We start from the raw sequence: 17,940 nt of genomic DNA on the forward strand, positions 1-17,940 counted from the left end.
GATCGCCCTCGACCAGGTCTCGGTCGAGGGCGATCCCCGAAGTGCGGGGCGTTGCATGGTTACGAGGGCACCAGAAGGACGCCTATGGCTTGGAATTGTGCGCCTGGATCCCGCCGTGTGGAGTCTCGAAGAGCAGGTGCTCTCCCTCCAGCACTTCGCGGTCTGCCGGGGCGACGGTGGCACGCGGGCCCTTGCTGCCAGTTTCCGGAAGCGTGAAGTAGGCGATGAGGGAGAGGGCGACAATGGCGATCATGTAATACGCGACGAACATGGGCTGTCCGGCGCCGACGAATGCAGCGGCAATCAGTGGTGCAGTGCCTCCGAAGACGGCGATCACGATCTGGTGTGCAAAGCCGATTCCGGAGACCCGGACAGAAGCCGGGAACAGCTCGGCCTGGATTGTCGGATAGACCGACTGCCAGATTCCAAGAACCACCCATCCCGACGCTGAGACCAGAACGTACACGCCGAAGCCTGGCTGGTTCAGCAGCAGAAGCAGTGGGTAGAAGAGCACGATCATGCCGATGGCACCGATGATGGGGAAGATCTTTCGTCGGCCGAGGCGGTCGGAAAGGTATCCGCAGACCGGCACGATGACCACCAGCAAGGCAAGGCCGATAACGCTTCCGGCAAGAGTGGAGGACAGGTCGCGGCCGGTGGTCAGCTTGGCATAGGTGGGAAGGAAGGTGGCCCAGGTGTAGTAGGCCACGGCCGGAGCAGACAGCGCAGCTGCCTGCAGCAGAGCCTTCGGGTGTTCGCGCAGCAGGTCCATCAGGCGCGCCGCCGCGGACTTTTGGTCGACAAGGGCAGTCGCCTCAAACTCAGGGGTCTCGTCAGAGCGAGCCCGCAGGATAAGCCCGACTACGCCAAGGACACCGCCTATGAGGAACGGGATGCGCCAGCCCCAGGCGGCGAGGTCGTCGGGAGCAAAAGAGGAGGTCACGATCGCGGCGGCACCGGTCGCGGCGAGGGTCGCCAGGCCGCTGGCCATATTGGAGAACGAGCCAAACAGGCCCCTCCGGTTCGCGGGAGCGTGTTCGACCATGAAAGCGATAGCGCTCTGCTGCTCGCTGCCGGCCGAGATGCCTTGAAGAATGCGTGCAACCAGGAAAAGAACTGGCGCTCCGTACCCGATTGTCGCAAATGACGGCGTGAGACCGATGATCAAAGCGCCGAGCGCCATTCCGGAGATGGAGAGCGTCAGGACGAGCCTGCGGCCGAAACGGTCGGCCAGTGGTGAAATGATGATTCCGCTGAGCGGGCGGACGACAAACCCGATTGCGTAGGTCAGCAGTGCTGCGACCAGGGACGCAAACGGGGAGTCGCCGGGGAAAATCTGCGATGAGAATACTGCTGCCAGCAGCCCGTAGATGTACCAGTCGTACCACTCCACGAAGTGGCCGATCGTGCCTGCCACCATGTTGACGGAGCGCCTGCGTGGCTCCGGCACTTCCGGAAATCCCGAAGGGCCCGAGCTGTCGAGCGCATCTTTTGAGGTCTTCATTGAACTCTCCATACTTCCACGTTTGCTGAGGAGGGGTTAGGGGTTGAGCCGGGGCGGTCAATGCTCCGGCTGCAGCTGCCGTTACCGCCTTGGCGGATCAGCAAAACCAATAAGATCGGTTGCTGAGATCGGTTGCTGAGATCGGTTGCAATCAGATTACGGACGACAGAACAGACTTGTCAACGTTTTTTGTGAGCCTCGTCGCAGATTCTGGTGTCGCCCCTCTAGGAGGGGCAACCGCTTTGCGGCAGAGGGTGCAGCGGTGGGGCCATTACCCCTCTGCCGGAAGGGGTGTCTCGTTGTTGAAGTCCAGGTACTGCACGCCGGACCAGGCGCATTCCAGGTCTCCGTAGACAGACCAATACTCATTCCAGTGGGAGAGCTTCCATTGGTCCCGTTCCAGGCCGCGGAGGGTGAGCCGTTCGCGTAGAAGGTCCTGCGGGACCCTCACCCGGACCACCGTGGTTTGGGAAGGTGGCCAATCGAACTTCTTCGCAGCGTTGGTCAGAAAATCCGGGTCTTCGAAGTAGGCCCCGAAGGGGGCGTCGAGCACGACGGACCGGCCCAGGCGCAGGTTAGCCCCGGCCACGTCCATGAGGGTCTCGTACTCGAGGGGAAGCAGGTTTTCGCGGTAGTACTCGTTGGACTCCCGGTCGGTGGGGTCGTGTCCGGTTGCCTTCAGTGCGAACTCGACAAAGCGTCCGCATACCCGGTCCTTGTCCAGGTAGGCCGCGTTGTTTTCTCTTGCTGTTTTCTGTGCGACCGTTGTTTTCCCCGAGCCGGCCGGTCCGATCACGACAAAGACGCTAGGGGTCGTCATCGGCGGGCCTCTGCCACTGCTGACAGGAACTCCTTGGCGGCTTTGGTGACGCGGTTGAAGTCGCCGTCGGGCTGCCATGCTTTGGTGACGTAACTGCCGACGCCGACGCCGGCTACGCCCGCGGCGAACCATTCGCCTACGTTCTCCAGGGTGACGCCGCCGGCCGGCATGATCGGCAGGTGGGCGAGTGGAGCGAGAACGGATTTTGCGTAGGGGATACCGCCGGCTTCGGTGGGGAAGAGCTTGAGGATGTCAGCGCCTGCCTCGGCGGAGTTAACAAGCTCGGTCGGCGTGTAGGCTCCGCTAACGGTGGGCACCTGGTACCGGTTTGCTGTCCGGATCATCGCCGGGTTGAGCTGGGGACTGACCAGGAATTCAGCCCCGGCCCGGATGCACTCATAGGCTGCGTGCTCGTCCAGCACCGTTCCGGCGCCGATCGCGACTCCATTGGCAGCATGTTTGGCGGCGAGGCGGCGGATTACCTCGACGGCGCCTGGGATCGAAAGTGTGATTTCAAGGGCGCGGAAGCCTCCGGCGATGGCAGCTTCGGCAACACGTTCTGCGACGTCGGCGTTCTCGAGACGGACGATGAGGACGGCGCCTGATTCGTCGATGGTCTGCAAGGTGCGGAGTTTCTTGTACATGGTGGCCTTTCTTGGGGCCGAGGCTTGGGATGATCCTTTGTTGCCTGGGCCACTGTTGAAGTGTCGTTGACAAACTTTCCCACCATCCATACTGTTATTGCAACCGATCTCAGCAACCGATCTCATGCTGAGTGGACAGCAAGACCCATACCTAGCAAAGGAGCTGTGAGGGTGAGCAAAACACGCACGATCATTCTTGGTGCTTCACACTGGCACGTTCCGTTGTATGCCCGGGCAATCGGCGAAGAACACCAGGTCGTCGGCATCAGTGACGAGGACGTGTCACTCGTTCAGGGACTGGCAAAGACTTGGGCCGCTCCCGTTGAGGCGGACTGGCGGAGCCTGCTCGATCTGCCCGGGGTGGGGCTCGCCTATGTTTTCGGCCCGCACGATGGAATGGCCGAAAAGTGTCTTGCCCTGATCGAGCGTGGCATCCCCATTGTGGTGGAGAAGCCGCTGGGAACGTCCTTGACGGAACTTTCGCAGGTGCGCAAGGCGGCTGAGGCAGCCGGCGTCCCGGTCACCGTCCCGCTGGTCCAGCGGGGTGGTCCGACGGACCGTTGGCTGGCCAAGGCTGGCCGGCCTACGTACCAGAGGATCTCCTTTATTGCCGGTCCGCCTTCGCGTTACCTGGCTAACGGCAACCCTTGGATGCTGGACCCTTCCACCGCCGGGGGAGGGTGCCTGGCAAACCTGGGACCGCATTTCGTGGACCTGTTCCTGCAGGCCTGTGACGAGTCAGCGGCGAGTGTCGAGTCGCGGCTGTCGGCGGCGCTGCATGGCGGGGCTGTTGAGGACCATGCCAGTCTCATCATCACCACCCCGAGCGGGTGTGAAGCCATTGTGGAGGTGGGGTACGCCTTCCCGGGTTCGCCGTTGAAGCGGTACTGCAGCTACACGTCGGCGGGCGGGGCAGGATTCGCCTCCGTCAACTCGGATGGTTCTGCCACGTTCACCGCGTTGGACGGGACAACGGAGTCTGCCGTGATCGACGTGGACAGTGACCCTCTCTATGATCCGTTCGTGCGCCGTGTCGCCCAGACACTGGAAGATGGATTCAAGGGGCTGCCAACATTGGCCCAGCTCGAAGATGTGATGCGCCCGATCTGGCAGGCGTATGACGACCAGCGCGGAGGAAAAGAAGATGGCTGACCTAAGTATTGACGTTGTCGCGAAGGCGGCCGGTGTCCACCGCTCAACGGTTTCCCGGGCATTCTCCCGGCCGGAAGCGGTGAAGAGCGAAACCCGCGAGCACATCCTCCGGGTTGCCGAGGGCCTTGGCTACACAATGAGTCCACTCGCCCAGGCACTCCGCCGAAAGACCAGCACCTTCATCCCGCTGATCGTCCCTGACATCACCAACCCGTTCTTTGCAGAACTGGCCAAGACGATGACGCAGGCGGCGGATGAGCGCGGCTACCAGCTGCTGCTCTGCGTCACCAATGGGGACCCCGCTAAAACTGAGGGATACTTCGTCGCCATGCAGGCCATGTATGCCCCCTTTGGTATCGTCGCGCCCTCCACGAAGGTCGATACCGAGGCGTTGAAGCGCTTCGATTTCGGCCACAAGGTGGTAGTGATCGACCGGGTGGAAGGCGATGATACGGTTCCCACTGTCACCGTCGACAGCCGCCGCGGAATTAAGCTTGCGCTGGACCACCTGCACTCACTGGGGCACACTTCCATTGGCTATGTTTCCGGCATCGCCGGTACGCACACCGCCCAGGACCGGATGGACGCGTATCTGGAGCTGTCCGCCGAGAGCGGCAGTGCACCTGTTGTGCTGGACAGCGGGTCGGATCTGGATGCGGGTACGCGTGGGGCAGAGCATTTCCTAGAGATGGAGAATCCGCCGACGGCCATCATCGCCGCGAATGACATGGTGGCCTTTGCGGTCATCTCGGCCCTAGGTAGAAGCGGCGTGCGTGTACCGGAGGACGTGTCGGTCATCGGTTTCGACGGTCTGGCTTTGGGGGCCCGGTTCAACCCGGCCCTGACCACCATCCGGCAGCCTATCTCCGACATGGGACACCTCGCCATCGAACTGGCCGAGAAGCAGAACGCGGACGGTTCCGTGGACCACATCGTGCTCGAACCTGAGCTTCTTGTCCGTGCCTCCACTGCAGGACCGCGCAAATGACCGCGCAAAGGTACGATGCCACAGCAGGCTCACTGCGGCGTTTGCCGGGGCTCCAGCATGCGGACCACATCGGCCTGACCGTTCCCAACCTCGAGGAGGGCGTCCGGTTCTTCGTCGACGTGCTCGGGGCCGAGGAACTGTACCGCTCCGAACGTGGGCCTGACGAAGAATTCATGCCCACAAACTTCGACGTCCCGGCCGATGCGAAACTCACGCTCGCCATGCTTCGCCTGCCCCCGAATCTGAACATTGAGCTGTTCGAATGGAGCAGCGCCGAGCGGCGCGAGACCCCGCCACGGCATTGCGACTCGGGCGGACACCACCTGTGCTTTGTCGTGGACGACGTTGACGAAGCGATCGCCGTACTGCAGGAAACCCCGGGAGTCCGCGTGCTCGGGGAGCGCAAAGAAGTCGCCGGCGACAGCCCGCGCGTGGCCGGCAACCGCTGGACCTACTTCATCACCCCTTGGGGCCTGCTGATGGAGATCGTCGACCGATCCCGGGTCGCGTCCCCACCCAGGCTCGTCGGTCCAGCGGACTGGACGGCAACACAACACACTTCCAGGAAGGACAATCAACAATGAGGTTTGCAGGTCACACACTAGGCACTCCGCACCATACGGTCCCCCAAGCGCTAAAGCTCTTCCGGGACGCAGGGCTTGATGCCGCGGAAGTCATCTACCAAAACGGCTACACCTCAGGGTTGCCGCTGGGGGACCGCCGCGCCGCCATGGAGGCACTGACGGCGGCAGACGGCGAGGGCCTTCCGATCCTTGGCCTCACGCCCTACACCACGGCCATCAACTCCCTTGACGAGAGTCAGTGGCGCGGGGGAGTTGACGAATTCCGCGGCGCAATTGAGACCGCCCACCTGCTTGGCGCCGACCGGGTGCGTGTATACGCGGGAGCGTGGCATCCCGGTGACACCGATCGTGACCGGCGATGGGCGAAACTGCGGGAGGCCCTGCAGACCCTGGCACCCGAGGCTGAACAGGCCGGCGTGCGGCTGTGTGTGGAGAACCACTTCGGCACCATGACCCAGACCGCGGCAGAAACCGCTGCGCTCGTCCGGGAGGTTGCCCACCCGGCCGTTCGTGTTCTTTACGACCAGGCCAACCTCACCTTCACCCATGACGAGACGTTCGAGGAAGCCTTTGCCGTCCAGGGCGACCTGATCGGTCACGTGCACGTGAAGGACCTCGTGTTCACCGATCCGAACGCAGCTTTCCGTGCCACGGAAACAGCCCGCGTCGACGCGTCCGAGCGCGCCGTCCGATCAAGGGTCATCGGTACCGGTGTTCTTCCCTGGCCCCAGATCCTCGCTGCGCTGCTGCGCCACGGCTACGATGACCTGCTGAGTATCGAGTATGAGTACCGCTGGCACCCGCAAGACCTCCCCACCCCTGAGGACGGATTCCGGGAATCCGTGACCGCACTGCGCGGAATGCTCACTGATCTGGCTGAAATGGAGAACGCCCGATGACCGGGCAGCGCCTCCGCGTCGGCGTCATCGGCGCAGGCAATATCGCCACCATCGCCCAACTACCCACACTCGTCCAGCGCGATGATGTGGAGCTGGCAGCCCTGGTATCCCGCCGCGAGGACCCGGGCAACCTGGTTCGGCGCTGGGGATTCGGCGCCGCCTACCGGTCAGTGGAGGACATGCTGGACGCGCAGGACCTGGATGCCGTCTTCGTCCTCACGCCCCGATCCGAACACGCGCACGCGGTCCAGTTGTGCCTCAACAACGACGTCGATGTGTTCTGCGAAAAACCTCTTGCCCCGGCAACCGAGGAAGCAGAACGTTTGGCGGACCTGGCCGACGAGCGCGGCCGCATCCTCATGGTGGATTTCAACCGCCGCTACGCACCCGTCTATGCCGCCGGCCGTGAGCTGTTCGGCGCAAAAGGCGCTACCTTCTGCGTCGCGCAGAAGAACCGCCCCGGATCCGAATACCGTGCAACGTTCGAGAACGCCATTCACATGGTTGACCTGCTCCGCTGGTACTGCGGCGGCGATCCCGTGGACGTTGCCGCACACGCAGCCGGTGACGACCCCTGGGAAGAAGACGGCGTCGCAGCCATGATCCGCTTCAGCACCGGCAACACGGGAGTGCTGATGGCTGCCCGGACAGCAGGTGCGTGGAATGAGAAACTCGACGCCTACGGCGATGGCAAGACCGTGGAAGTCAGGGCGCCGGAGACCGTCTCGACCACCGTCAAGGGAGTCACAACCTCACGGGAGCTCAGCTCTGAGGCGTATGGCTGGGCAACGGCGACCGACACACTCGGATTCTCCGCAGCCGTCCACCACTTCCTGGACCGGGTCGCCGACAGGGAACAGCCACTGACCTCCGGTCGCGAAGCCGTCCACACCCAGCGGCTGCTTGACCAGGTCCTCGCCGCCTCCGGACTGCCCACACAAGAACAAGAAGGCCGGCAATGGGCAAGCCACGCCGTTAGCGGCAACAGCTAGGCAGCACGGGCAGGTGCACCACCCTGGTCCGCGCCCGGAGCGACGGCTCACCCCCATGAAACCTCAAGTAAGGAGCTGGAAAGATGAAACGAGCAGCCCACCAGCCAGCCGCAGGGCAGCAACAGATAAGCGGAGAAATCAGATGAGCCTCAAAGACCAAGTCGTTCTGGTGACCGGATCAAGCGGCGGAATCGGTAATGCAGTCGTCGAGGCACTCACGGCCGAAGGGGCACTCGTCATAGGTGCCGACCGCGGCCCGAAGGATGGCCAGGAACTCGCCGGCTTCTTCCCGCTGGACATCACCTCCGAAGAACAATGCGCCACAGTCGTCCGTGATGTCACAACCACGCACGGGCGCATCGACGCTCTCGTCCACGCAGCTGGAGTCCTGGGTGCCACGCCGGACATCATGAAAACAACGACCGAAGAATTCGACTCCATCATGCGGATCAACGGTTCCGGAACCTTCACCATGGTCCGCGAAACCGCACAATCAATGATTGGGACCGGCACTGCCGGCGCCATCGTGATCCTCTCCTCCGTTGCAGCCAAAGAAGCCCGCCTCAACTACTTGCCCTACAACGCAAGCAAACTCGCAGTACTCCACATCATGTGGTCCTTCGCCGAGCTGCTCGGCCCCAACGGCATCTCGGTCAACGCCATCGCGCCCGGCCCGGTAAACACTCCCATGTGGGCACAATTCGCCAAAGACTCTGGCCCTGATGCAGCCGCAAACCGCGCCAAGCGCGCCGCCCAGCTTCCAATGCGCCGGTTCGCCGAACCAGAGGAAGTCGCCCGCGCCATCCTTTTCCTTGCCGACCCGGACAACCGCTACATCACGGGCGTATCCCTCGATGTGGCAGGCGGAGCCCACCTGGGAATAGGAACCTGATCCGGGGCTTAGGGCTCAGCGCCTAGGGCTGGTGCCGGATGGCCTGTGCAATCACTGGCATGGGACAGCTCTTCATGCCTCTCATGATCGAAGAGCTGTAGTGATGAGATCAGGGTCACAGGAGCTGCAACAAAAGCGCGAGATTTTGAAGATAACCATGCGGAATAGATGCATGATTCATCCACAGCTCATGCCAACGCAACTATCTTTCGGCGGGTCCTCAGGCCCTGAGTTGTAGCGGGTCCACGACGTGGGTGGGCTGGGGCCGCGCGGCCTGCCCACCCGCGCCGGAGACCGGCTTTACCCGCCGCAGCGCGGCGAGGATGGCGCGGCCCACCACGGCGATCCCGATCACCGTGGTGACTGCACGCAGGGTGTCCCAGCCCGCCGTCGACGTCAACAGCGAGTAGAGCAGGAAGCTGCTGAGGTTGGTGGCCAGCGGCGCGCCGGGCACGTAGGAGATGCCGGTGCCGGTGCCCACCGCGAAGGGCCAGAACCACAGGTTGGTCAGCAGGCCGAACACATAGGACGCCACCACGCCGTAGCCTGCCAGCATCCACAGCTCGGCCCTGCCCCGCACCCGGCGGGGGAGCAGCCCGGCCCCGGCGCCCACCCAGGCGCAGGCGAAGATCTGGAAGGGCGTCCACGGCCCAACGCCACCCCACAGCACACTGGAGACGGCGATGGTGGCGGCGCCGAGGAGCAGGCCAAACCGGGCGCCGAACGCCCGTCCGGCCAGGATCAGCAGGATGAAGACCGCCTCCACGCCGCCGACGCCGGTGCTCGCCACCCGGACAGCGGAACCGACCGCGGCCAGCACGCCCAGCAGTGCCACCGTGTGTGCCGAGCGGACCGACCCGTCCAGGGACACCACGACGGCGACGGCCGCCAGTGGTGCGATGGCCAGCGCAGCGTAGGGGAGGGCAGCCGTGGCATCCTGCGGCACGGCGGCGGCGAGCAGCGGCCAGCAGAAGGCCGCCAAGGCCAGCAGGTTTGCGGCCGCGAGGACTGCCAGTTCGAGCGCCCGCGGCATCCGGGGGCGCCGGGGCTTTGCAGCGTCCCGTGGGCCAGCCTGCTCGTTGAGGGTCGCTGGCTGTGGCCTCGTTGCTGCTGGCCGCGATGGGAGGACAAGCGGTTCGGGGCTGATGGCTGCTTTGGCTGCAGGCGCCACGCCGTCCCGCATCGGCAGGATCCGGGCGCCCAGGCCGCGGGCAAACTCAAGGTCGTGGGTGGCAATCAGGACTGCGGCGCCGTCATCCGCCGCCGCCCGCAAAGCCGCCGAGACAGCCGTCCGCGCCGCGGGATCCAGGCCGCGCGTGGGCTCATCGATCAGGAGGACCTGCGGGCTGTCCATGGTCTGCAGCGCGATGGCGAGGATCCTGCGCTCACCGGCAGAGAGGTCCCGGGGATGCTCGTGGCCAATGGGAATCTGCACGCCTCCCCGCAGCCGGGCCAGGCGTGCCGCCGCAAAGCCGGGGGCGGGCTGTCCGCCCTTCTTCCCACGGGCACCACTCTTCCCACGAGCGCCACTCTTTCCACGGGCCAGGCGCCGCTCGGCCGCACGGAGCTCTCCGGACACGGTGTCGCTGGTGAAGAGGTCGTCCGAGGCGTCCGGCACCAGGGCCACCCGGCCGCCGTCGAGCACTCCTTTGTCAGCAGCTCCCTCACCCAGGGTCAGCGCCACCAGGAGGGAGGACTTGCCGGCTCCGTTCGGCCCCACCAGTGCCACCACTTCACCGGGGTGGAGGGCCAGGGACGCGTCGCGCACCAGCGGCGTACCTTTGTGGTGCACGGCGAGGTGGGCCGCCGTCAGCACCGGCACGGAGCCGGCCACCTCCCGCGCCGGACTGTCACCGGAAGGCACCGGCGCCGCGGGCGGCGCAGAACCCTGCACCAGCGCGCCGCCGTCAATGGTCCACCATGCATCGGCGACGGGGGCGAGTGCTGACGCCCGGTGCTCCGCCACGATGACGCAGACGCCGTCGCCGGCGAGTGCGTTGAGCACTGCGATGACGCGTGCGCGGGCTGCCGTATCAAGATCCGCCAGGGGCTCGTCCGCCAGGAGAAGCTTTGGATGGTCCACGACGGCGGCGGCGATGGCCACCAGCGTCGCCTCACCGGCCGAGAGGGTGCTGACATTCCGGTCCAGCAGTGCCGGGATTCCGATCCGCCCGGCCACCTCCAGCACCCGCGCCTGCGCAGCGGCGGCAGGCACGCCGCGCAGCTCAAGGGCCAGGGCGATTTCATCCCGGACCCGGGTGGTGGCGAAGGCCGCCCGGGGATTCTGGAGGACGGTGCCGATGAGGCGGGCGGTGTCCCGCGGCGGTGTGGCGGCGCGGTCCAGTCCGCCGGCGAGAACGGTGCCGGAAACCGCTCCGCCGTCAACATGGGAGAGCAGGCCGGCGATGCCCCGCAGGATGGTGGACTTTCCGGAGCCCGTGGGCCCGGTGATCACAATGACGGAGCCGGGCATCGGCGCGAACCCGTCAACCGTTACGCAGGTGTCCCCAATCCGGAACTGTGCGTTCCGGACCATAAGCGGCAGGCCGCCGTCGAGCCCTGGCTGGTGCGCTGCCCGGCTCCCGAAACCGCGCAGCTCCAAAGCTGCGGCAACCCGCCCGGCGTGCTCCAGGGTGCGCTCCAGTATGGGGACCAGGGCGCGGGGGCCGAAGCGTTCGCCCCGGAGCCGGAACGCCAGGCGCACGGAGGCCACGGCGTCGGACAGAGCGGGGAGGGCCGCCCATGCCACCACCAGCATCCGGGCCACGCCCTGCAGCGGGCCGCCGCGGGCCAGCCGCACGAAGCCGCGGGACACATCAACCCACGCGTTGAGCAGGCCGAAGCCGAGGATGGTCGCCGCAATGGGCAGGGCGGACAGCGCCGCCTGCCAGAGGCCCGGCGCGGTGACCGGGCCCAGGAACACCACGTGCGCGTACGGGGCGGGAAGCCGCAGCGGCGGCAGGTCGAGCAGGACCGGGCTGCCGGTGCCCGCCCCATTGAAAAGGACGCGGTAAATGACCCGCGCCGCGATGAACACAGCGGCGAGGACTGCCGCTGCGCGCAACGGCGCGGGCCGGAAGGTCATGCCGCGGGCGCGGCCGGCTCGCCGTCGACCGTGAAGAGCAGTTCCAGGCTCTCACCGGGGCTCACCTTCAAGGTGGCGAGGCCTTCCTGTGCGTAGGCCCATTCACCGGAGGCGGGCTTGACCCAGAGACCCCAGTAGGCGAAAGCAGCGGGCATGCCCTTGCACTCTTCGCGGTAGGTGCCGTCCTTGTGCTTGATGTCGAAGTCGGCGGCGGGCACGCCGTTCACGCGGCACACGATTTCGTTGGGGTACTGGGTGGTGCCCTCGGTCTTGACCTTTGCCTTGTCGAGCACCTTGGACGCCACGGTGGGTCCGTCCACGGACACGCAGGTGGAGGTGTCCGCAGCGGCCTGCTTCAGGGCGCCGGAATCGACGATGACCTTAACCCCGGCGCAGGGGCCGGCTGTGGTGGACGCGGCGCTGGCAGAAGCTGAGGAAGCGGGCGCAGAGGCGCTTGGCTGGGTGGCGGCCGGGGTGGAACAGCCGGCGAGGGTCAACAGGAGACCGGCGGCGGCGAGGGAGCCCGCGGCGGCGGTACGAATCTTAGTCAAAGTCACCTGTCAAGGGTAGGGCGTTGCCGCTCCGGATCAGGAGGCCGCTTCCTTGTGTGACGACGGGCCTCAACATGGCGGTGGCCGGAGGCGCAGAAAAGGCCGACGACGGCACTCACGTGAGTGCCGCCGTCGGCCCCTTTCTTTGTATGCACTGCTGCAGCGGACCCTGCTGCAGCAGCAGCCCTATTGGACCTGCACGTCCACCAGCTGGTGCTCCCCGGAAGCGGCGCGTGTGGCGCTCGACGACGGGTGGGCGGCCACGGCTGCGGCGTGCTCGGCCAGTACCCCTGTCTGGTGGCGGATCTTCAGGCGGTAGAGGAGGGTCCCGCCGATGATGACGGCGGCCACGAACATCACGCCGCCCCACTGCAGGTACCACTCGAACGGCGGCACCGAGTTGTAGATTTCCGGGCGGGGCCACACCAGGTTCACCGTCATGGCAGCGCCCCACAGGACGGCCAGGATGTTCACGGGAACGCCCCACTTGCCCATGCAGAACCCGGGCTCGGAAACGTCATCGGCCAGCGGCCATTTCCTCAGGAACCGCTTGCGCAGCAGGGGAACCGTGACCAGGAGGTAGGACAGGTAGATCAGCACGATGCTGATGCTGGACAGGATGGTGAAGATGGCCGGCTGCATCACGTTGACCAGCAGCGGGATGACGGCCATGATTCCGATGACGATGGCGGCGACAGTGGGGGTCCGGCGGACCGGATCCACCTTGCTGAGCTGCCGGCTGAAGGGCAGGTTGTTGTCGCGGGCCATGGCGAACATCATCCGGATGGCGGCGGCGTGGACGGCCAGGGTGCAGACCACCACGGCCACCACGATGCAGGCCAGGAAGGCCTTGCCGAACGGGCCGCCCAGGACGGAGAGCACGATGTGCTGCAGCCCGCCGTCGGCCGCCCCCACCTGGGGGTCGCCGAGGTCCGGCGCGGCCAGGATGCCGAAGAGCAGGATTCCCCCGCCCAGCAGGAACGATGCCGTAACGGCGCGCAGGATGGCCTTGGGAGCGGTCTTCTTGGGATCCTTGGTTTCCTCGCCGAGGGAGCTGGCGGTGTCGAAGCCGTACATGACGTAGCCGGAGGCCATGGCGCCGATCAGGAAGACGCCGAAGAAGCCCAGGTCGTGGCCTTCGCCGAAGCCGTTGGTCTGGAAGAAGACCTCCGGGCCGCGCACCACATGCCAGCCCAGCGCGAGGATCAGCAGCACGGCCGCGATCAGCTCCACGAAGACACCGATGCTGTTGATCCTGGTCATCAGCTTCACGCCGAACGCGTTGATGAGGGTGGAGATGGTGATCATGATGGTGGCCAGCACCACGCCGTTCATGGCGAAGTCGTAGGGGCCTGTGCCGTCACCCACGAACTGGAAGCCGGACCAGAGCTGGGGCAGGGTGATCTGCAGGGCCAGTGCCACGGAGCCCAGCGCCATGATGGAGGACAACAGCAGCAGCCAGCCGGCCAGCCAGGACGAGGTTCCGGAGGACAGTCGCTTGGCCCAGTTGTAGACCGAGCCCGCCACGGGGTAGCGGCCGGCCAGTTCGGCGAAACAGAGGGCCACCATCAGCTGGCCGACGAACACGATGGGCCAGGACCAGGCGTACGCCGGGCCGGCCATGGAAAAGCCAAAGTAGAACAGTTGGAAAACACCGGTGAGGATGGAGATGTAGCTGACACCTGCGGCGAAGCTGGCAAACTTGCCGATGCTCCGGTCAAGGGTCTGGGTGTAGCCGAATTCATCCATGCCGCTTGAATCAATACTCTTGCTGGGTTCCAATATGGACTCCTAGATCAGAAAAGCACGATGGGACCGGCCGCCCTGGGGTGCGGCGGAATAACGAGGGTGGGGGCCGCCGCTGTTGGGGAAGTGCGGCCCCCTAAGACCTGCCGCTCAGGCGAGGGATGTGGTGAGCTCCTTTTCTTCCATGGCGTCTTCGACCGTGCGGTCCGCGCGGATCAGATCGGCACAGCGCTCGCCGATCATCATGACGGTGATGTTGGGGTTGACGGTGACGTGTTCGGGCATGACGGACGCATCGGCGACGCGGAGGCCGGTGACGCCCTTGACCCGCAGCCCGGGATCCAGCGGCGACATGTCGTCGTCGGCCGGGCCCATGCGGACGGTGCCCACCGGGTGGTAGACGGTGTTGTGGGTCTTGCGGATGTAGTCCTGCAGCTCTTCATCCGTCTGCGCCTCGATGCCGGGCGACAGTTCCCGGCCGGTCCATTCCGCCATGGCGGGCTGGCCGGCGATTTCACGGGCCTTGCGGATGCCGGCCACCATGACGCGCATGTCGTGGCCGTCGGGGTCCGTGAAGTAGCGGGGGTCCACCATCGGCTTGTCGCGGAAGTCGCGGCTGCGCAGCCGGACGGTGCCGCGGGAGCGGGCGTGCGTGACGTTGGGGGTGAGGCTGAAGCCGTTCTCCGTGGTGGGGTAGCCGTGCCGCAGCGTGTTCATGTCGAACGGGACGGAACCGTAGTGCATCATCAGGTCGGGGCGGTCCAGGCCGTCCTCGGTGGGGGTGAAGATTCCGATCTCCCACCACTGCGTTGAGGTCTGCACCATGGGCTGTTTTGCCTCGAACTGGACCACGCCCTCGGGGTGGTCCTGCAGGTGCTCGCCCACGCCGGGGGAGTCCACCAGGACGTCGATGCCGTGCTGTTCAAGGTGTGCTGCCGGTCCGATGCCGGAGAGCATGAGCAGTTTGGGGGAGTCGATGGCGCCGGTGGACAGGACGACCTCGCGGTGTGCGGAGAGCCGGTGGGTGCGGCCGAAGGCCGAGTCCACCACGTCCACGCCGGTGCAGCGCTTGGCCGCATCGAACACCAGCTGGCGGGCGCGGAGGCCGGTCAGCAGGGTGAAGTTGGGCCGGTCGATGATGGGGTGGATGTAGGAGACGGAACTGGAGGCGCGCGTGCCGTCCGCCCGCCGGTTGATCTGGAAGAAGTTGGCGCCGTTGACCACGGTGGTGCCGGTGTTGAACTTCGCACGGGGAATTCCCGCCTGCTCGCAGGCGTCCAGAAGAGCGACGCCGGCAGGATCCGCCGGGGGCACGTTCATCAGGTGCACGGGGCCGGAGTCCCCGTGGTGGGGTGCGTCCGGGCCGGCGTCCTCGTTGGTTTCCAGCCGCTTGTACAGCGGCCAGGCCGCGTCGGCATTCCAGCCGGCGGCGCCGTACTTGGACTCCCATTCGTCCAGGTCCTCCCGTGGCGCCCAGAAGGCGATGCACGAGTTGTGGCTGGAACAGCCGCCCATCACCTTGGCACGGGCGTGGCGCATGAAGGAGTTGCCGTTTTCCTGCGGTTCCACCGGGTAGTCCCAGTCGTAGCCGGATTCCAGCAGCTCCATCCAGCGGTCCAGCTGCAGGATCTCGGGGATGTTGCGGTCGTCCGGACCGGCCTCCACCAGGGCCACGGTCACGTCCGGGTCCTCGCTCAGGCGGGCGGCAACCGCGGCGCCGGCGGATCCGCCGCCGATGACGATGTAATCGAACGAGCGCTCGCTGAGGTCCTCGATGTTGTCGAAGTGCATCTAGTTCTCCTTGCCGTGGTCAGCGAACCAGCCGGTGACCTGCGGGCTTGTGTTCTGGTAGATGTGCTTGGCTTCCTGGTACTCCGCCAGGCCCGTGGGGCCCAGCTCGCGGCCGACGCCGGACTGGCCGAAGCCGCCCCACTCGGCCTGGGGGAGGTAGGGGTGGTAGTCGTTGATCCAGATGGTGCCGTGCCGCAGCCGGGACGCCACGCGCTGCGCCTTGCCGGCGTCCTGGGTCCATACCGCCCCGGCCAGCCCGTAGATGGTGTCGTTGGCGGTGGCCACGGCCTCGTCCTCGGTGCGGAAGGTTTCCACTGTCACCACGGGGCCGAACGCCTCGTCGGTGACCACGGACATGCCGCGCTGCACCTGGTCCAGGATGGTCGGCTGGTAGTAGAACCCGCCGTCGTACTTCTCCCCGGAAGGTGCCGCGCCGCCGGTGCGGAGCCGCGCGCCCTCCTGGATTCCGCGCTGGACGTACGCGTGCACCTTGTCCCGGTGGGCGGCGGAGATCAGCGGGCCGGTCTCGGCGGCGTCGTCAAAGGGGCCGCCGAGCCGGATGCCCCGGCCGCGGCGGACCAGCTCGTCCACGAAGCGTTCGGCGATGGATTCCTCCACCAGCAGCCGGGCGCCTGCCGAGCAGACCTGCCCCGAGTGGACGAAGGCACCGTTGAGGGCGTTGTCCACGGCGGCGTCGAAGTCCGCGTCGGCAAAGATCACGTTGGGGTTCTTGCCGCCCAGCTCCAGCGCCACCTTCTTGACGGTGGCTGCGGCGGCGGCGGCGATCCGCTTGCCGGTTTCCAGGCCGCCGGTGAAGGAAACGAGGTCGACGGCGGGATGTTCCGAGAGCGGTGCACCCGCCTCCGCGCCGGGCCCGGTGACGAGGTTGGCGACCCCATCCGGCAGGCCAAGGTCCTTCAACAGCTGCATGGCCATGATGCTGGTGGAAGGGGTCAGCTCGGACGGCTTAAGTACGAAGGTGCAGCCGGCGGCCAGCGCGGGGGCGATCTTCCACGCCGCCTGGAGCAGGGGGTAGTTCCATGGTGTGATCAGGCCGCAGACGCCAACGGGTTCGTAGACGATCCTGCTCACGACGCCGGGGTCCCCGGCGTCCACCACCCGGCCGGCCTGCTGCCCGGCCAGCCTGCCGAAGTATTCAAAGCAGGCGGCGATGTCGTCCATGTCGATGCGACTCTCGACCATGCGCTTTCCGGTGTCAAGGGACTCGGTCCGGGCGAACTCTTCCCGCCGTTCGCGCAGCCCGGCAGCGACCTTGAGGAGGAAGGCCCCGCGCTCGGGTGCCGGGACGGAGGACCAGGCGCCGGAGTCGAAGGCTGCGCGGGCCGCGGCAATGGCGCGTTCGGCGTCTTCCCGGCCGGCCTCGGAGACCGTGGCCACCAGCTCGCCGTCTGCCGGGTTGCGGATCTGGCGCACGGCGCCGGATGCCGCCGGCTCCCACGCGCCGTTGATGAACAGGGAGGACGCTGCGTCCGTTGTGGTGCTCTCGACGGCGTCCAGGGTTGGTGTGGCGTATGTCATAGGAAGGACAGTAATGCACGTTGAACGAGTGTTCAATACTTTTTTGAACACTCGTTCAATGTTACTTTTGGGCTGTCTGCGCCCGGGAGCAGGCGGGTTAGCGCGGGCTGGGCTCCTGCCCGCCGGCCCCTTCATCCTGGACCGGCGCGAAGGCAATCTGTTCCGTGCGCTGGATACTTCGCTGGATGGCGGCCTTGTCCACCCCGAGCAGTGCGGTCAGCCACATGCCGTTCTGGATGACCACGATGTCCGATGCGCGCTCCCGGCATGCCTCCCAGGAGAGCCCTGGCCTGGCGCTGGATACCAGTGCTGCGAGCCCGTCGATGTAGCGGTCGAAGGCGGCGGCGTTGATCTGGGCGTAGTCCTCGTCGGCCTGGGCGAGGGCCCAAAGGTGGAGGCGCAGGGACAGGTAGCGCGTGGTCAGCAGGTCGGCGCCGGCAACCCGCCGCAGGGCCTTGCGCAGCTGTTCATCCGGGGGAGTGGACGGATCGGGGGCGACGAGCAGAAGGTCATGCTCATCCACCCGGCGCAGGGCTGCCCGGATCAGGGTGGTTTTGTCGTCGTAGTAGTAGTTGACCAGGCCCAGCGCCACGCCGGCTTCCCGCGCCACGGACCGCATGCTCACTCCGGAAATGCCGTGCCGGGACAGCAGGTCCATGGCCGCCTCGAGTATGCGCGTCTGCCTGTCCACTTGTTCGCCGGAGTTAACGGCACTGGTCCCCATCTGGCCAGACTATTGCCTAACCGGCCGGG

15 protein-coding genes are annotated in these 17,940 nt (G+C 66.1%); 6 read left to right on the forward strand and 9 right to left on the reverse strand.

Annotated features, from left to right (window positions below):
* Window positions 1-82 precede the first annotated feature (82 nt).
* From FB478_RS07375 to FB478_RS07385, 3 genes are all read right to left on the reverse strand, one after another.
* Complete coding sequence (locus FB478_RS07375) at window positions 83-1,504, reverse strand: MFS transporter (protein ID WP_144600092.1); 1,422 nt, start codon at window positions 1,502-1,504, stop codon at window positions 83-85.
* 271 nt (window positions 1,505-1,775) lie between these two features.
* A complete protein-coding gene (locus FB478_RS07380) occupies window positions 1,776-2,324 on the reverse strand; it encodes an AAA family ATPase (RefSeq protein WP_018769933.1) in 549 nt (182 codons plus the stop codon).
* On the reverse strand, window positions 2,321-2,968 hold the full coding sequence (locus tag FB478_RS07385) for a bifunctional 4-hydroxy-2-oxoglutarate aldolase/2-dehydro-3-deoxy-phosphogluconate aldolase (protein ID WP_018769934.1): 648 nt from the start codon (window positions 2,966-2,968) through the stop codon (window positions 2,321-2,323). Before FB478_RS07385 ends, FB478_RS07380 begins: the two co-directional genes overlap by 4 nt.
* Window positions 2,969-3,139: 171 nt before the next feature.
* On the opposite strand from FB478_RS07385, the gene FB478_RS07390 reads away from it, so the two are divergent.
* The 6 genes from FB478_RS07390 to FB478_RS07415 all read left to right on the forward strand — a co-directional run bounded on the left by FB478_RS07390 (window position 3,140) and on the right by FB478_RS07415 (window position 8,475).
* Window positions 3,140-4,120 carry a Gfo/Idh/MocA family protein gene (locus tag FB478_RS07390; RefSeq protein WP_056391973.1) on the forward strand — a complete coding sequence of 327 codons (981 nt, stop codon included), beginning with the start codon at window positions 3,140-3,142 and terminating at the stop codon, window positions 4,118-4,120.
* Complete coding sequence (locus FB478_RS07395) at window positions 4,113-5,108, forward strand: LacI family DNA-binding transcriptional regulator (RefSeq protein WP_018769936.1); 996 nt, start codon at window positions 4,113-4,115, stop codon at window positions 5,106-5,108. The genes FB478_RS07390 and FB478_RS07395 overlap by 8 nt, the downstream gene beginning before the upstream one ends.
* Window positions 5,105-5,692, forward strand: a complete 588-nt coding sequence (locus tag FB478_RS07400) for a VOC family protein (RefSeq protein WP_056391971.1) — start codon at window positions 5,105-5,107, stop codon at window positions 5,690-5,692. The genes FB478_RS07395 and FB478_RS07400 overlap by 4 nt, the downstream gene beginning before the upstream one ends.
* Window positions 5,689-6,591 carry a sugar phosphate isomerase/epimerase gene (locus FB478_RS07405; RefSeq protein WP_056391970.1) on the forward strand — a complete coding sequence of 301 codons (903 nt, stop codon included), beginning with the start codon at window positions 5,689-5,691 and terminating at the stop codon, window positions 6,589-6,591. The genes FB478_RS07400 and FB478_RS07405 overlap by 4 nt, the downstream gene beginning before the upstream one ends.
* Window positions 6,588-7,583: a Gfo/Idh/MocA family protein gene (locus tag FB478_RS07410; protein WP_056391968.1), complete on the forward strand. Its 996-nt coding sequence runs from the start codon at window positions 6,588-6,590 to the stop codon at window positions 7,581-7,583. The genes FB478_RS07405 and FB478_RS07410 overlap by 4 nt, the downstream gene beginning before the upstream one ends.
* Before the next feature lie 142 nt (window positions 7,584-7,725).
* A complete protein-coding gene (locus FB478_RS07415; RefSeq protein WP_056391966.1) occupies window positions 7,726-8,475 on the forward strand; it encodes an SDR family NAD(P)-dependent oxidoreductase in 750 nt (249 codons plus the stop codon).
* Between the two features lie 220 nt (window positions 8,476-8,695).
* Here the strand turns inward: FB478_RS07415 and FB478_RS07420 are convergent, their stop codons facing one another.
* From FB478_RS07420 to FB478_RS07445, 6 genes are all read right to left on the reverse strand, one after another.
* The gene (locus FB478_RS07420) at window positions 8,696-11,560 is read right to left on the reverse strand and encodes an ATP-binding cassette domain-containing protein (RefSeq protein ID WP_144600093.1); all 2,865 of its coding nucleotides are present in this window, start codon (window positions 11,558-11,560) and stop codon (window positions 8,696-8,698) included.
* Window positions 11,557-12,117 carry a hypothetical protein gene (locus tag FB478_RS07425; RefSeq protein WP_144600094.1) on the reverse strand — a complete coding sequence of 187 codons (561 nt, stop codon included), beginning with the start codon at window positions 12,115-12,117 and terminating at the stop codon, window positions 11,557-11,559. Before FB478_RS07425 ends, FB478_RS07420 begins: the two co-directional genes overlap by 4 nt.
* Before the next feature lie 180 nt (window positions 12,118-12,297).
* Window positions 12,298-13,860, reverse strand: a complete 1,563-nt coding sequence (locus tag FB478_RS07430; protein ID WP_144600300.1) for an APC family permease — start codon at window positions 13,858-13,860, stop codon at window positions 12,298-12,300.
* 147 nt (window positions 13,861-14,007) lie between these two features.
* On the reverse strand, window positions 14,008-15,648 hold the full coding sequence (locus FB478_RS07435; RefSeq protein WP_018769945.1) for a GMC family oxidoreductase: 1,641 nt from the start codon (window positions 15,646-15,648) through the stop codon (window positions 14,008-14,010).
* Entirely contained in the window at window positions 15,649-17,187 is a 1,539-nt protein-coding gene (locus FB478_RS07440) for an aldehyde dehydrogenase family protein (protein ID WP_144600095.1), read from the reverse strand.
* A gap of 97 nt (window positions 17,188-17,284) precedes the next feature.
* Window positions 17,285-17,911, reverse strand: coding sequence for a TetR/AcrR family transcriptional regulator (locus FB478_RS07445; protein WP_056391959.1), 627 nt, complete (start codon window positions 17,909-17,911; stop codon window positions 17,285-17,287).
* Window positions 17,912-17,940 lie beyond the last annotated feature (29 nt).

The organism is Arthrobacter sp. AG367, from assembly GCF_007828995.1.
In the GTDB taxonomy this organism is placed as follows: Bacteria; Actinomycetota; Actinomycetes; order Actinomycetales; family Micrococcaceae; genus Arthrobacter.